At 68.3% G+C, this 14,616-nt stretch carries 16 protein-coding genes and 1 pseudogene; 12 read left to right on the forward strand and 5 right to left on the reverse strand.

The window, feature by feature from the left end:
- The first annotated feature begins 68 nt into the window (after positions 1–68).
- The gene (locus ETD83_RS30985; RefSeq protein WP_230421309.1) at positions 69–689 is read left to right on the forward strand and encodes an alpha/beta hydrolase family protein; all 621 of its coding nucleotides are present in this window, start codon (positions 69–71) and stop codon (positions 687–689) included.
- 87 nt (positions 690–776) lie between these two features.
- On the opposite strand, the pseudogene ETD83_RS30990 reads toward ETD83_RS30985, so the two are convergent.
- Positions 777–1,517 (reverse strand): annotated as a pseudogene (locus ETD83_RS30990) (SDR family oxidoreductase).
- A 63-nt stretch (positions 1,518–1,580) separates the two neighbouring features.
- Here ETD83_RS30990 and ETD83_RS30995 point away from each other — a divergent pair.
- The 3 genes from ETD83_RS30995 to ETD83_RS31005 all read left to right on the forward strand — a co-directional run bounded on the left by ETD83_RS30995 (position 1,581) and on the right by ETD83_RS31005 (position 3,792).
- On the forward strand, positions 1,581–1,931 hold the full coding sequence (locus ETD83_RS30995; RefSeq protein WP_205717983.1) for a TetR/AcrR family transcriptional regulator: 351 nt from the start codon (positions 1,581–1,583) through the stop codon (positions 1,929–1,931).
- A gap of 274 nt (positions 1,932–2,205) precedes the next feature.
- A complete protein-coding gene (locus tag ETD83_RS31000; protein WP_138648758.1) occupies positions 2,206–2,625 on the forward strand; it encodes an SHOCT domain-containing protein in 420 nt (139 codons plus the stop codon).
- Positions 2,626–2,970: 345 nt separating this feature from the next.
- Positions 2,971–3,792, forward strand: coding sequence for a class II glutamine amidotransferase (locus ETD83_RS31005; protein WP_138648759.1), 822 nt, complete (start codon positions 2,971–2,973; stop codon positions 3,790–3,792).
- A 70-nt stretch (positions 3,793–3,862) separates the two neighbouring features.
- Here the strand turns inward: ETD83_RS31005 and ETD83_RS43970 are convergent, their stop codons facing one another.
- Complete coding sequence (locus ETD83_RS43970; protein WP_205717984.1) at positions 3,863–4,177, reverse strand: hypothetical protein; 315 nt, start codon at positions 4,175–4,177, stop codon at positions 3,863–3,865.
- Between the two features lie 989 nt (positions 4,178–5,166).
- Between ETD83_RS43970 and ETD83_RS31015 the strand changes: the two genes are divergently transcribed.
- Complete coding sequence (locus ETD83_RS31015) at positions 5,167–5,691, forward strand: winged helix-turn-helix transcriptional regulator (RefSeq protein WP_138648760.1); 525 nt, start codon at positions 5,167–5,169, stop codon at positions 5,689–5,691.
- A gap of 135 nt (positions 5,692–5,826) precedes the next feature.
- Here ETD83_RS31015 and merB read toward each other — a convergent pair whose 3' ends face one another.
- Positions 5,827–6,117 carry an organomercurial lyase gene (merB, locus tag ETD83_RS46140; protein WP_138648761.1) on the reverse strand — a complete coding sequence of 97 codons (291 nt, stop codon included), beginning with the start codon at positions 6,115–6,117 and terminating at the stop codon, positions 5,827–5,829.
- Between the two features lie 425 nt (positions 6,118–6,542).
- On the reverse strand, positions 6,543–6,698 hold the full coding sequence (locus ETD83_RS43975) for a serine hydrolase (RefSeq protein ID WP_268920512.1): 156 nt from the start codon (positions 6,696–6,698) through the stop codon (positions 6,543–6,545).
- Between the two features lie 519 nt (positions 6,699–7,217).
- On the opposite strand from ETD83_RS43975, the gene ETD83_RS31030 reads away from it, so the two are divergent.
- Positions 7,218–7,598, forward strand: a complete 381-nt coding sequence (locus ETD83_RS31030) for a PadR family transcriptional regulator (RefSeq protein ID WP_205717986.1) — start codon at positions 7,218–7,220, stop codon at positions 7,596–7,598.
- A gap of 169 nt (positions 7,599–7,767) precedes the next feature.
- On the opposite strand, the gene ETD83_RS31040 is transcribed toward ETD83_RS31030, so the two are convergent.
- Positions 7,768–8,244: a tautomerase family protein gene (locus ETD83_RS31040; protein WP_138648762.1), complete on the reverse strand. Its 477-nt coding sequence runs from the start codon at positions 8,242–8,244 to the stop codon at positions 7,768–7,770.
- Between the two features lie 509 nt (positions 8,245–8,753).
- Here ETD83_RS31040 and ETD83_RS31045 point away from each other — a divergent pair.
- From ETD83_RS31045 to ETD83_RS45530, 6 genes are all read left to right on the forward strand, one after another.
- On the forward strand, positions 8,754–9,383 hold the full coding sequence (locus ETD83_RS31045; RefSeq protein WP_138648763.1) for a LysE family translocator: 630 nt from the start codon (positions 8,754–8,756) through the stop codon (positions 9,381–9,383).
- Positions 9,384–10,011: 628 nt separating this feature from the next.
- The gene (locus ETD83_RS31055) at positions 10,012–10,257 is read left to right on the forward strand and encodes a hypothetical protein (protein WP_138648765.1); all 246 of its coding nucleotides are present in this window, start codon (positions 10,012–10,014) and stop codon (positions 10,255–10,257) included.
- A gap of 1,029 nt (positions 10,258–11,286) precedes the next feature.
- A complete protein-coding gene (locus ETD83_RS31060) occupies positions 11,287–12,573 on the forward strand; it encodes an ATP-binding protein (RefSeq protein WP_138648766.1) in 1,287 nt (428 codons plus the stop codon).
- Between the two features lie 347 nt (positions 12,574–12,920).
- Positions 12,921–13,331, forward strand: a complete 411-nt coding sequence (locus ETD83_RS31070; protein WP_329602999.1) for a MarR family winged helix-turn-helix transcriptional regulator — start codon at positions 12,921–12,923, stop codon at positions 13,329–13,331.
- 280 nt (positions 13,332–13,611) lie between these two features.
- On the forward strand, positions 13,612–14,067 hold the full coding sequence (locus ETD83_RS44990; RefSeq protein WP_268920511.1) for a DJ-1/PfpI family protein: 456 nt from the start codon (positions 13,612–13,614) through the stop codon (positions 14,065–14,067).
- Complete coding sequence (locus ETD83_RS45530) at positions 14,015–14,257, forward strand: DJ-1/PfpI family protein (protein ID WP_268920513.1); 243 nt, start codon at positions 14,015–14,017, stop codon at positions 14,255–14,257. Before ETD83_RS44990 ends, ETD83_RS45530 begins: the two co-directional genes overlap by 53 nt.
- Positions 14,258–14,616 lie beyond the last annotated feature (359 nt).

The following is a 14,616-nucleotide window of genomic DNA, read 5'->3' on the forward strand; positions in this document are numbered from 1 at the left end:
GTGTATAAGAGACAGCCGCCCCCGACGACCCCCGCAAGCCCCGGACGTGGCGGATCCGCGTCGCCGACATGAAGCGCATCCTCGACGACCTCGACGTGCTGGAAGCCGCCGTTCCCGGCCTGGCCGGACGCCTGGACCGCGGCCGCATCGCCGCGGCCGGACACTCCTTCGGCGGAGCGACCGCCGCGGTACTGCTGGGCCTGCGCGTCACCGACCCGCAGACCGGAGCCGCCGACGACCTGTCCGACCCACGGGTCACAGCGGGCGTCCTGCTCGCCACGGCCGGGAGGGGCGGCGACCATCTGACCCCCTACGCCGCCCAGAACTTCCCCTGGCTGCGGGACGTGGACTTCTCCCACCTCACCGCACCAGCCCTCGTGGTCGCCGGCGACAAGGACCACCTCCCGGTGACCGCTCTGGGACCGGAATGGCTCACCGAGCCCTACACCTTCAGCCCCGGCGACAAAAGCCTGCTCACCGTTGTCGGCGGTGAGCACCTCCTCGGCGGCATCTCCGGCTACGACGCCGCCGAGACCACCGACGAGAACCCCGAACGCGTCGCCCTGGTCCAGCAGGTCACCCTCGCCTACCTGCGCCACGTCCTCGCCATCGACAGCTCCACCTGGATCACGGCGCAGGCGGCCCTCACCGGCACCACCCACCCGATGGGACGACTCGAATCCAAGTGAGGCGCGTTAAGGATCGGCGCACCCGGAGCAAGTTGCGCGAAGCAGATCGCAGGGAGAGCGAGGCTGATATGCCGGTGAGCTGGTCACTCAGCCCTGGCGGGTCGGTCGGATGGTGAGGTCTCCGATTTCGACGTCGTCAGGCTGATCGATCGCGAAGGCGATCGCCCGAGCCACCGCCGTGGGGTCGATACCGAGATCGGCCATGTTCTTCCTGGCCTGCTCGCGCACTGCCGGATCGTCGACAGCGTTGTCGATGAGTTCGGTGCGGACGTAGCCGGGGGAGATCGATGTCGTTCGCAGGACCCCGTCGATGCTCTCCTGTCGCAGCCCCTCCAGGAGGGTGCGTACTGCGTTCTTCGTCCCCGCGTACACCGCCTGGGTCGGGACGATCTTCAGGCCGGAGGTCGAGACGACGGTGAGGAGGTGGCCCCTGCCCTGGCGGCGGAACACCGGCAGGGCTGCGGCGATCCCGTGCAGGATCCCTTTGACGTTCACGTCCACCATCGCCGACCAGCCTTCGACCTCCAGGTCGGCGACGGGGCTGAGCCTGCTGATCCCGGCGTTGCCCACCAGGACGTCCAGGCGTCCGAAACGCTCGACGGCGAGGGTGACCAGCGACTGGAGGTCGTCGGGGTCGGTGACGTCCACACGCGTGGCGGCCGCCTCGCCGCCGGCGGCTTCGATCTAGGCGACCAGCCGGTCCAGCCGCTCGGTGCGGTGGGCGCCGAGGACGACGGCCGCGCCGAGCGAGGCGATGTGGCGGGCTGTCGCTTCACCGACTCCGCTGCTGGCGCCGGTGATGGCGACCATCTTGCCCTGGAATGTCATGAAGAGTCTCCGCCCCTATAATGGGACACATGTCCGGTTATCTCGACGACCCTAGCCGGACACGTGTCCGGTTTTGTCAAAGGCGGCGGAACGCGGCGTGCGGACGCGCAGCGTAACCGCGAACGGATCCTGCAAGCGGCGCGCGATCTGGTGCACGAGCCGGGTGAGCTGAAGCTCAACGCGGTCGCGAAAGCCTGCGGCATCGGGCAGGGCACGCTGTACCGGCACTTCCCGACACGTGAGGACCTCCTCGCCGAGGTGTACCGCCGTGAAGTGGAAGATCTGGTCGCCGCTGCCCCGCGTCTGCTGGAAACCCAACAGCCACCGGACGCGTTGGCGGCGTGGTTCGACCGGGTGGCCGCCTACGCCCGGGTCAAGCGCGACGTGTTCGCCGCCATCGAGTCACCCGCGTGAGGTGATTCCCGGCCGAGGGCAGAGCTGGACCGGCGAGACCAAATCACCCGCCGTGCACGAGGCGAAGGATCCACGTCATGCCGGAGCTGCGGGCGCGCTGTGGCGGGTGGAGGTGGGCAGCTCCGTCCACGGCTCAGGGAGGCTTGAAGACGGCCGCCGATCGGTGGTGCGCCGAGCGCTTCGTGAGCCACCCGCCGTGGGTGATGCGGAGGGGAGTCGGGTGCGAGGACTATAGGCAGCATCGGATGCGGAGGGCCACGAGTGGAGGACAACCATGAACGAGCTCGCCAGACCCATCGCCGAAACGGACTACCCCCTGTTGAGCGTTTTCTGGACCATGCTCTGGTTCTTCCTGTGGGTGCTGTTCTTGATGCTGCTTTTCAGGATCATCGCCGACATCTTCCGCGACGACCGGCTGAGCGGCTGGGGCAAGGCGGGATGGACGATCTTCGTGATCGTGCTGCCGTTCCTGGGCGCCCTGGTGTACCTGATCGCGCGCGGCAAGGACATGGGGGAACGTGACCTGCGAGCGAGTCAGAAGCGCGATGAGCAGGTCCGCGCCTATGTTCGCGAGGCCGCCGGGACCCCCGGGCCAACGAGCACCGACGAGCTGGTCAGGCTGGCCGAGCTCAGGAAGCATGGCGACATCAGCGAGGCGGAGTACCAGCAGGCGAAGACCAAGGTCCTCGCCTGACCCACCGCTGCGCAGCGCCGGACCCTTCGGCGACGGCACTCGGTAAGGGGCCGCCCACGCAGGGCAGGGCCATCCGAGCGTGCGCAGCCCGCTCGGAAGGACTCGGCCGACCGCTATGGACCGTCGCCATGGCTGATCCTTCCTCCATGCTTCCTGCCATTGCGTCCCATCCGCCTCAGGGCAGCATCACCCCGACGAGTTGATGCGCGCCGCCGCTCCGAACTTGGAATTAGGGAACCACGACATCGGGTCTTCGGCCGGTCTGGCCAGGCTCACAGGCACGCCGTCGACGTCCGAGCGAGGCGGGCGGAGTCCGAACGATGCGAGGTAGCGATGTGCAGATGGATGGTCTACGTCGGCGATTTCCTTTCTGTCGACGATCTGCTGTTCAGGCCGGTTCACTCCCTCATCGACCAGAGCCTGCACTCCCGTCTCGGGGTGGAGACGACCAATGGGGACGGTTTCGGAATCGGCTGGTACGGCGAGGGCACGATCCCGGCGGTGTTCAAGGACACTGATCCGGCTTGGAACAACCCGAACCTGCGCGAGATAGCACGGCAGATCCGCACTCCGCTGCTGTTCGCGCACATTCGAGCCTCCACCGGCACCCCGGTGCAGCGCAGCAACTGCCATCCCTTCCGGCACGGCCGTTGGCTGTGGATGCACAACGGGGCCATCGCGCGATTTGCCGAACTCAAGCGTGACCTGATGCTGGTGGTGGACGCGTCGCTGTACCCCGAGATCGAGGGATCGACCGATTCGGAGGCCCTGTTCTATCTGGCGCTCACATACGGACTCACTGAGGACCCACCGGGCGCGGTCGCCCGCGCCGTCGGCCTCGTCGAGGATCTCGGCCGGCGTCACGGCATCCCCCATCCGGTCCAGATGACCGTGGCCACGACCGACGGCGAGTCCCTGTGGATCTTCCGCTACTCCAGTGAGAGACACACCAGGTCCCTGTACTACTCCACCGACGTCGTGCAGCTGCGGGAGCTGTATCCGGAGCTGGAGGTGCTCCGGGAGCTTGGGGACGCCACGCGGTTCGTCGTCTCGGAGCCACTGCGTGACCTCCAGGGGCTGTGGAATGAGGTCCCTGAGAGCTCATGGGGGGTCATCGGTCCGGGACGGCAGGAGATCCGCCCGCTGAGCCCGCTTCCGCCTGGATGAGCTCATTGGATGCACACCCTGAATTCGGCCACGATGCCTTCGAGCTACTGCTCCTGCACGGGGCGAGGGGTCAGCCGGCTCGTCGAGGGCCGTAGGAGAGTCGGCGTACCTCGACGAACTCAAGGCCCAGGGCCTCGATCGTCTCCAGGACACCATAGAGGGCGCCCTGGTCGAGTTCTGGGCTCCAGACGACGGTCTCCACGGGGTTCACGCGGACGTTGAGGTTCTCGAACGCGTGCGGGAAGGTGTCGCTGATGCAGCCCCTGATGCGGATCTCGTAGCCGGGGCTGGTCGCGGGATCGGTCCCGACTCGGCACGTGCTCGTGGTGAAGCCGGGTGGGGTCCTGGATACGAGCACACCGCGCGGGGGCACGGGCTGCGTCATCCCCGGCGGGTGAACTCCAGACCGGAAGAGAAGGGGCGTGGAATCGCTCGTGGAGATCGGCCGTGCGGCGCCCTGACTCGTCCGCGGAGGGTGATCTGGGCCGCGGCGCTGGGGCGAACCATAGGGCGTAGCTGTTCGTTCGATGAGGGAGGGCTCGAAATGACCCAGAGAGCGCATCCGTGAGGTCAGCGCGGACCGCACGCCGATAAGCCGCTGGGCCGTCGGCTTCGCCGTCTTCGGCGGCTGCATGATGATCATGGTGGGGCTCTGGTCGGCGCCGACCGGCCTTGTCACGCGTTTCGCCTGTTGATTGATCCGGGGGTCAACATTCCGGCCGCGATCGCGGCCATGCCGCCCGCGCCATTGACCGGCGCGGTGACCACCTGGAGCGCAACCCATAGCGCTCGGACACGCCCTGGCACCGCTATCCGGGCCGTGCGCGGGTCTCGGGCACAGGAACTGGGCCGTTTCTAAGAAGCATGTCACCGCAGGCAAACGGCGATGGATGTGGACTGGTTTCTGGTCGCACGGCCCCACGCCGGTTCATCGTTCGTGATCTCCACCATCCCCTGCCGCACTGGATCAGTGAGAACGCCGAGCCCGGCGAGTGCGTCGACGGAATCGCGTCTTCCGCTTCCAGTGGGCGAGGTCGTGGCGGGCGGCCAGGGTTTGGGGGGCGGAACCTTGGACCCGCTCGCAGATCGGCGGCAACGCGGCGAACAGATCACGGGCCGCCACCAGTTCACCTGCCATCCCAGTCCAGCGGGCGTGTTGGTGGCGGGTGGCCCGGGGTGTCGGGGTTGTCGGCGCCGTGGAGGTGGCGCAGGGCGGTGGTGCGGGCGCGCTGAAGGTCGCGGGCGGTGCGGTGGTCGCCGCCGGCCCCACACGATGCCCTCGGGCGGGCCGTGGGCGATCGACTGCCAGGGTGAGTTCTCTAACGCTACTTAGCGTAGATCCAATCAGTTCATTACAGCAACTAACATGGGTGCATGCGCCGTACTCGTTTCGACACCTGGCCCTGCTCGATCGCTCGCACCGTCGATCTCGCCGGCGACTGGTGGACTCCCCTGGTCATGCGCGAGGCGTTCTACGGCGCCCGCCGTTTCGAGGAGTTTCAGCAGCGGCTCGGCCTGAGCCGCAATGTCCTCGCCCAGCGCCTCGACCGCCTCGTCGGCGAGGACATGCTCGACCGCGTCCCCTACCAGCAGCGCCCGGTCCGGCACGAGTACCGGCTGACGGAGAAGGGCCGCGACTTCTTCACGGTGCTCGCCGCGATGATCCGCTGGGGCGACCACTGGCTCTCCGATCCCGCCGGGCCGCCCATCGAGCTGCACGACCGCGCGACGGGCCTGCCGATCGACATCGAGGTGGTTGACGCGAGAACGGGCCGCCCGATCGACATTCGCCAGATCGTCGCGGCGCCCGGCCCGGGATTGCCCGACGACCTCGCGGAACTGCTTCGCGAAAGGATGAAGCCCGGCTCTCCCCCGGGAGAGGCCGAACCCAGCGAATAAGTGCTGTGCGGGCAAAACTCTGGGTCCAGGCGATCGCCGTACCACGGGCCGGCCAGTCGCCAGACGGGCGTCGCGTCAGCGATATGGCCGGTGCCCGGCGCGTTGTCTGTCGTCCACTGCTCAGCGTGCCCGCGGTCACAGAACATGCGGAATCGTGCACGTGCTGACCATGTCATCCCACCACTCCTGAGCGGGGCCGCGGAAAGCGGACGGCGAGCCCTCGGGGAGGCGGAGTCTCCGGGCCGGCTGAAAACTGATCGGGGCTCCGCACTGCGGACATGCCGTGTCGACGCGGACGTCCAGATGAAGGGCGGCGGTGGTGCCGAAGGAGTCCCACGCACATCCGCCCCACCAGCGGCGGTCGTCATACCCATCCAGCGGAGTCACCGTGAACGCCGTGGGTGCCGACGTGAACGGGTGCGCCATCCGCACCGAATCTCCATCAGGCGCCAAGACCAGAGCATGGGCCTCCGCCAGGTCGCCCAGGACTCCCTGGACTGCTTCGACGGTGCTGTGTGTCCTGCGTGCCAGCTCGGCCGGCGACGGCGCGCGCCCCCCTGATGCGAACGTCCCATAGACAGGGGCGCGCGCTCTCCGCGAATCCGGCGCCGTTTCCAATGGCGCCTCCTCCTTCCGTGCTCGAATTTCGACATTAATCGCGGGCAGGGATGCGCCGCCGAGTTGAGTGCGGCGAAGCCGATCCGCTGGGCCATCGGGTTCATACCCTCGCCTTCCGCGTCCGTGGAGTCGACCGAGTAGACGACGGGGGTCAGCGTGCCGAACCGGTGCGCGTCCTGGAACGTGTCCCCAAAGCCGTCACCGGGCTGGATGCCGCTGGTGTGGTTCAGCAACTACCGGTCGGTGATGGCCTTGAAGGCCCGGCCCAGCAACCCCGGGAGATAGTGCTGCACCGGCCTGCTCAGGTCGACCTTCCCCTTCGCCGTGAGCTTCAGCACGACCGCTACCGCCACCTTCGTGGCCGACCCGGCCCGGAACCGCGCGTGGATCCGCGCGTCGGCGGCTCACGAGGTCGAACACACCCGCGCTGCCACACCACCTGCCGCGTTCGTGCGCCTGCCGTGCGGTGGTGCCGCAGCAGTAGTTGGTGAGCGTTCCCGTGATGATGACCGTGTCGCGGCCATCGGAGCCCACACCTCGGAAGGGCCCGGTCGGTGCCAACTGTGTCGGCATGCGGGAGAACCGCCCTGTGTGAGGCCGGTTCAATCCGAGGTGGGTGTCGTCGAAGATGGTCCACAGCACGGGGACGGAGGCGGCCGGCATACTTCGGTCAACTCCTGCAGCCGGACGCCGTCCGGGTGGTAGCGGGCACCCGGTAGGGACTCCAGCGGGGCCGGACGATCTCGTCCGGTCACCCATTCCTCGGTGTACGGCATCTCTGGCTCCTACATCGATTCGATGTGTATCGGTTCGATGTGCGTGAAAAGCAGCATGCTCGAACTCGCGATCTTGGGCTTCCCGGCCGAAGGGCCGTTGCACGGCATCAACCGCGGCATCGGATGGCGCACTTGTCCGGCCATGCCCGGCCGGTCAGCGACAGCAGCCTCTACCCTGCGATCAGCCGGCTGGTCAGCGCCGGTCTGCTCGACCGGCGGACAGAGCCGGGCGCCTCGGCCGCTCAGCGGCACACCTTGAGCCTGACCGACGCCGGCCGCTGCGAGTGGCTGCGCCGACTACGGGATATCAGCGGCCTGGACATCAGCGACAGCACCCGGTACTTCACGGTCCTGGCCCGTCTCTCCCATCTGCCCGACATCGCCGACCAGCATGCGGTACCGCGTGGGCGGCTGGAATTCCTGGAACAGCCCGCGAGCTTCTTCTCGAGATCGATGACGATGAGGGGCGGCACCTGTTGCGGATCACCCGCACAGGCACCGGTTCGGGAGTGACCTGGCGGCGGCCCAGATCGCGATCGTGCTCGACAAGCTTCCCCCCATCTGATCACGAAGAAAGACACCGGGTCGGTGACAGGGCCGCAGTCGGCAAAGTCGACTTCGCCAGCACACCGACCAACAGGTCCTGGCTGAACCGCATCGAGGCCCAGTTCACCGCCCCGCGCTACTTCGCTTGGAGCCGGGCCGTGCGCCGCTGGATCTCTTCCTCGCTCGCGCCAGCAAAGGCGAGGATGTCGGGCAGCCGGAAGATGCGACCTGCGCCGCCCCAGTTGCCGTCGGTGATCTCGTCGACGATCACCCAGACGCGGAAGCCGTCCTCGGGGGCCGGGTCCAGGCCGTTCTGCTCGGCGCGCAGTACCTGATCGGTCACCTCCGCGACCAGGCCCTCCTTGGCGTCGTCGTCGAGTGTCGCTTGCGGCACTCCGACCACGACCCGATAGTGGGGCTGCTGTGCGGGCCGTCCAGCCACCGTGACCAGCGCGGGCTCGTGCAGGAACGTCCAGGCGATCGACTCGGCCGCCTTGTTCCCCGGCTTCGCCCCCTCCCATTTCAGGAGGGTGCGAGTGAGCGTCTGCATGAGCTCGGCCTTGGCGTCATCCGAGAGCACACCGTGCGGGAGTGTGAGGTCGATCATCGGCACGTCTGGACCCCTTACCGGTAAGTTCACTAACGCTACCAACCCTAGGTGAGTCAGTTCAGTAAAGCAACTAACCGGGGCCATGTGCCGGTTGTTGGAGTGCGCCGTGCGGATGCTGATCAGCCGGTTGGAGGACACCTTGACCCGCCTGCCGCACCTCGGCCGACATCCGGAAGGACCTGGACTCTGGACGCCTGGGTGCCGGGAAATACCCGCTTCCCACGCGCACCGGCCCCGACCGGATCGAAGTGGGCCCGGTCGAGGCGGCTGCCGAGTCCATGGCCCATACCGGCTGACGATTGACTGAGAGGGGGGCAGTGTCGCACGGGTCGCGCCGCAACACGAACTTCCCCGGTTCCCCGCGGCGAGCGATCACGGCTTGAGACCGCTTGGTGCGGGGAGTCGCTCCACTAGGGCATGGGTGTGGCTCTTTGCAGGGACCTGTTCATCCATCTCAGCAGGCCTCTCGAACCCCGGTGACTGAGCGCTGGCGGAGTTGAGAAGATCATTGGATGCTGATCGATCCGCATCTGCTCGCCGTGTTCACGGCGACGACCATTGTCGCCCTGGTCACTCCCGGTCCCGACATGCTGTTCGTGCTCGGGTGTGGCGTGCGGGGCGGCGCCCGTGCTGGACTGCTGGCCACGGTCGGTGTGATCACGGGTGACGCGTTGTACATCGCCGCGGCCGCCGCCGGGCTTGCCGTGCTGCTGACGACGTTTCCCGTCGTGTTCACGGCGCTTCGGATCGTCGGCGCCGCGTACCTGATCTACCTGGGTGTCCAGATGATCCGCAACCGCTGCAACGGCGAGACCGATGATCGGGCCGCCGGTGGGATGTCGGGTCGGCGCGCCTTCCTCAACGGCGTGGTCTCCTCCATGGCCAACCCGCAGACCTTCACCTTCATGGTTGCCTTCCTTCCCCAGTTCATCGATCCCGGGGCGGGGCCCGTCTGGCTGCAGTTCGCCGTCCTCGGCGGCATCCTGATCGTCCTTGAATTCTTGGCAGATGGAACGGTCGGCGTCCTGGCCGGACGGATCGGCGGCTGGCTGCGCGCACGCCAGGCGGTGCGGCGCCGGATCGACGCCATGACCGGGAGCGTGTTCATCGCCCTGGGCATCAGGCTCGCGGCCGAGCGCTAGCCGATCGCCAAGCTTCGCGAGCAGCTCGCCGAGTGGCCGAACGTCTGGAGGCCGAGGAGGACCGGGTCTCCCGGCTGGAGATCACCCGGGGACCTTGGGGGAGATCGACCTTGGGTCCGGTCGGCCGGGTCTGTTGTTGTATCTGGACCGGTGGGTGAGGGCGAGGTCGAAACGCAGGAGGCTGAGCCCGACAGCCGGTCGTGGTGGTGCGCCCGTGGTGTGGTCCCGGTGCGGCCATGGGACCGGATCTGACGCCGTCGGCGGTGCCGCGTGCGTATGGCGACGTGCTGGAGGTGCTGGCCGGTGCCGGCAGGCCGATGCGGGCGGGGAAGGTCTCGATGGCGGTGGGGCGGGGCGATTCGGCGGCCAAAGCTACCGGCCCGGCAAACGCCCCGGCCGCTGAGCCAAGACGGACCGGCAAGGCCACGGACAGAGCCTCACCTGACCGAACGCATGATCTATAACAACCTTAGTGTCATGGGTTGATTGCCGCGGGTGTGTTGCAGTGTCGTGGGAAGCAGCACATGACAACGCTCATGCTTCGCCAGGACGAAGGGCCCACCTTTGGCGTGCCCTGGCGCCCGAGGTCAACAGGACCACTGTGGAAAGGGGACGCCCGATGGGCGTAATGGAACAGATCCTGCGGTTACTCGGCCTCGGCGGCCCCCAGCCCGCCGATGTTCTGGTTTCCAGCCGACCGCCGGCCGCCACAATGCAGCGGGAGGAGCAGCGGGAGCTGGCGGACGCGATGCGGAGCCTGCCCAGCCGCTTTGAGGATCGGCTGCCCGCGCTGGCGCTGCAGCGCATCACCGGCGCCGCCGCAGCGGACAGTGGGACAAGGCGATCGATCAGCTGGTCATGGCCTTGTACATGAGGGACGCACCGGTCAGTGCGACAGAACGCGCCGAACTGCGCAGTGCCCTGAGGGCGCTGGCCGTACCGACCCGCCGCATCGACAGGCTGCCCCCACGCTGAACCCGGACCCGGGAGACGGCTTACACGGCCCGCCCGGCGGGCGCCCGAGCGACCACCTGGTGTGACACATGTCCACGGGAATCGCGACCACCACGCCGCCGTCATCACCGGCCTCCCCGATCGACCGGGGTTGAGCCGTCGCCTCGCCCCCTCGCACCGCCCGGGCCGGGCGCCGGTCAAAGGCCGCACACCCCGGCCAGGGGCCTTGTATGTCCCCGCGCCGGCGTCCGTCGCGCCCTGGGCTGCGCTAGCTAGCTCGGGGGCACTGCCAGGACGGCAGCCGGGGGAGGGGCGGTACCAGGTGGTGCCGTCCCACCAGCGCGATACAACAGGGCGGTCGGTTCCTCCCACATGAGCACGGAGTCCATCGGGGAGACGTCTTGGTCGCGGTAGAGCACGACCGACCGGTCGTGCTCGGGGTGGTGGCGGACTATCCCGGCCAGGCCCACGCGCTCGGGGTCGGTGGCGAAGGCGCCCCATCCGTCGTCCTGGTAGGTGTCATGGCGCCCACATCCCGTCCTTGTGGCGGCCGATCTTTCTCGATCTGCTCGCTGTCGTGGACCGGGATGTGGGAGTGCCCGACGAACGGCAGGTCGGGGACGGGTTGTCGGTGCGCAGGCCGTTGGCGACCGCCTCAAGCTCCAACTGCCGCTTGCGTCCCCGTCACCCCAGATCCACAGCTCCCGTCGACAGGTGTTTCGCAGCGGTCGCCGGTGGGATGACCCGGCTGCCCACCCCGGCAGCAGCGCAACGGTAGCGGCTTCACTTTGTCCGATGTGCGATAGCCGCCGACGATTTCATGTTTCACGGGTGAACGGCCCAACAGAGGACCAGCCACATTGCGCCGCCAGAAGCTATACCAGGGCTTGGCTGCATCTCGACTCTTTGTTGGGTGTCGATTGACTGCGTTGTGGAGTAGGCAAGGAGGATGGCCGAAGTCGACTTTTCGGCGATTTTCGAGGCGTCACCGGTGGCGTGTTCGATCTTGTCGCGCGCTTGGGTGTACGTCGCGGTGAATCGCGCCTACGAGGGAGTGACGGGCTGGTCACGGGAGCGACTGATTGGCCGGAACGTGTTCGAGGTGTTCCCAGGCGAACCGTCGGGGCACAGCGCCGGCCAGCTGCGGGCGTCGCTGGAGCGGGTGGTGGGCGCGGCCGAGGTCGACACCATGCCGCTGCAGCGCTATGACACCGAGGAGCCGGGACGGCCCGGCGTCTTCCACGAGCGGTACTGGACCATCCTCAACGCCCCCGTGCTGGGGCCGGACGGCCGGGTGGCGGTGGTCATCAACCGGGTGGAGGAGGTGACCGGGTTCATCCAGCGGCTACGCGAGGCCGACAACGACCCCGAGCCGCCACCGCAGGCGCTGGCCGCGCGGACGCGGGCGATCGAAGCCGAGTTGTTCGTACGGGCCCGTGAGCTGCAGGAGGTCAACCAGCGGCTGCGGCGTGTCCAAGAACACGAACGTCAAGCCGCGGTAGCGGCGCGGCGGGCATTGCGGCACCAGCAGCAGGCGGTCGCCGACACCTCCCATGATCTGCGCGGACCGCTCGCCGGGTTGCAGACCCGTCTTCAGGCCGCCCTCACCGACCCCCAAGCCGATTCTCGCGAAATCCTGCACGCTGCGCTGCACGACGCCGAACGGATCGGCGACATCGTCTCCGACCTGCTGGAATTGGCCCGGCTGGAGGCCAACACGCCCTTGCAGACGCAGCGGGTCGACCTGGCCCGTCTCGTTCGGACTGAGACCGCTCGCCGCATCGAGGGCTATCGGCTCCCGGACGTGTCCGTTACCGTCGACACCGAGGCCGACGTTGCCGTGGACGCCTCGCCTGTCCGGCTGACGCGTTTGTTGAACAATCTGTTCGACAACGCCGAGCGCCACACCCGGACCCGCATCCACGTCACGGTCGTCCGGGAGCACGGGTACGCGGTCTTGGACGTCACCGACGACGGACCCGGCATCCCTGCCGACGAACGCGAGAAGGTCTTCGACCGCTTCTACCGGCGCCCCGACGCCCGCCGGGCCGATCCCGGAGGGACCGGCCTGGGCCTGGCCATCGCCCGCCAGATCGCCCACGCCCACCACGGCACCCTGCACATCGCCGATCACTCGCCCGGCACCCGCTTCACACTGCGACTCCCACTCCACCACCCCGACGGCACCACAACCGCCAGTGGCGGCGCCGCTGGCGGCGATGCCCCGAACGACTGAAGAGGGCATGACGAGAGCGGCCGTGGCGTCGATGAGGGCGGCGCGAACGTCCTGCCGCAGGCCCCGTTCGGTCTCGCCTACTACGCGGGCAGGGCGATCGGCGCGCGGATATGGCGGGAGCTGCACGCCTCGATCTGGCTGGTGTACGTCCTCAGCGTCTGGCACACCCTGCTGTACGGCACGAACGTGTGGTGACGAAGGTTGGTTTCGCACGACCATGTGGCTGCTGCAACTGCTCGTGGCCATGCCGCTCGCTGGAAGATGGACGACGCAGCGGGCCATAAGGCGGCGCCCTGCGGGACACTGGAACGGTGACCTCCGAGAACGGCCCTCCCAGTCCGCCCGTCATGAGCACGTCCATCGTCGTGCTGTCGTTGGCGCGACGCATCGAGAGCGAGCTCAACGCCGTTCTTGCGCCGTTGGAGCTCACGGTGGGCAGGCTCGGGTTGCTCGGCCACATCGCCACCGTGCCGGGGGTGTCGTTCAGCGATCTGGCGCGGATGTCGGGGATCACCGTGCAGAGCGCGCACGGGGCGGTGAAGGCGCTCGCCGCCGCGGGCCTGGTGCGCGACCGCAACGCCCGCGCGGGATCGGCTTCGACGATCGAGCTCACGCCGCGGGGGCACGACCTGCTGGCGGCGGCCCAGCAGGCGGCCACCGAGGTCGACGAGCGGATGTTCGGCCCGGCCGCCGACCCGGCGCATCGGCGGATCGGGGACGCGGTGCGCGCCGCTTTCACGGGCCGGACCACGTCCTGACCTGGCGCGAGACGGTGCCACTTTCCCTTGGCCGACCCCACCTTCAGGCTCTCTGAAGCCTGGGTATAGGCCGAGTCCGACCGGCTCAACGCCTTCATCCAGCACACCGGCAGCGCCGTCTTCGCCATACCGCCGGGGATACGGCCCGGAGCAGGTCGCCTCCGGGCCGATCTCCGCCCAATGACGCTCCCCTCCTCACCCTCAACTTATGGAGTCATGACATGGACGGCGGAACCTTCTTCGTACGGGCACGATCGGCACGACCGGCCTCGGCCTCGGCATGCTCGCCGGGGCCCCAGCCTCAGCGCAGCCCACTCGTCCCCCCAAACAGCTGCGCGTCCACACCGTTCTCTTCGACGGCGTGGAGGAACAGGACTTCGCCGGGCCAGTGGAGGTCCTCGGCATCATCGCCCGCCAGCACCACGTCAAACAGAGCTTCGTCACCGCCGACGGCCCGCGCACCGTCACCACGGCCCACGGTATGGACATCACGGTGCGGACCCCCTGGTCCCCCCGGTCCGCCGACGTGATCGTGGTGCCCGGAGGCGGGCTGGGCCGGGGATCCGGGGTGGACGAGGAGATCCGCCGAGGCGTCCTGCCCCGGGCACTCGCGAGCGCACGGCGACCTGATCTGATCACGGCCTCGGTGTGCACGGGGGGCATTCCTGCTGTCCGCCGCCAAGATCACCACTGGACGGCCCTGTACGACGCACCACGCCGCGAAGAAAGACCTTGAGGCCCAGGGCGCCAAGGTGGTCGATGGGCGGGTCGTCGACGACGGTGACCTGATCACCTCCGGCGGCATCACCTCTGGCCTCGATCTCGCGCTGTGGCTCATCGAACGCCTCTACGGCCCGACGCCCGCGCTGTTCGCCGAGAAGGTCCTGGAATACGAACGACGCGGCACCGTCTGGCGCTCCCAATAGGGGCCGCGCCGCCGGCGGACCGGCGCCCGGATCGTTCAAGGCACCACTGAGGGCCGTTCCGAACCAGGCGTCGGAGCCGGGTCCGCGGTCCCTGGCGCCCGGACCATGGCCTCCCGCCGTGCCGGCTCATCCAACAGTGACCCATCATGGTCGCCTCCACACCAAACGGTAGAGGACGACATCACCCGCGGCGAGCTATCGCACGAATCCCCAGCTCACCCCAGTCCCTGAGCGGGAACTACTCCCTAAAGATTCATGCACCGGCACCGAGGCGCCCTGCTGACGAGCCCGGCCCGGGCCTCCTCCTTTGCGGACGAGGCCTGGCCCGGTGCGCCGGGGGCTGGGGTCGGTCTCCGGGG

It is taken from the genome of Actinomadura soli, assembly GCF_005889715.1.
GTDB lineage: Bacteria > Actinomycetota > Actinomycetes > Streptosporangiales > Streptosporangiaceae > Spirillospora > Spirillospora soli.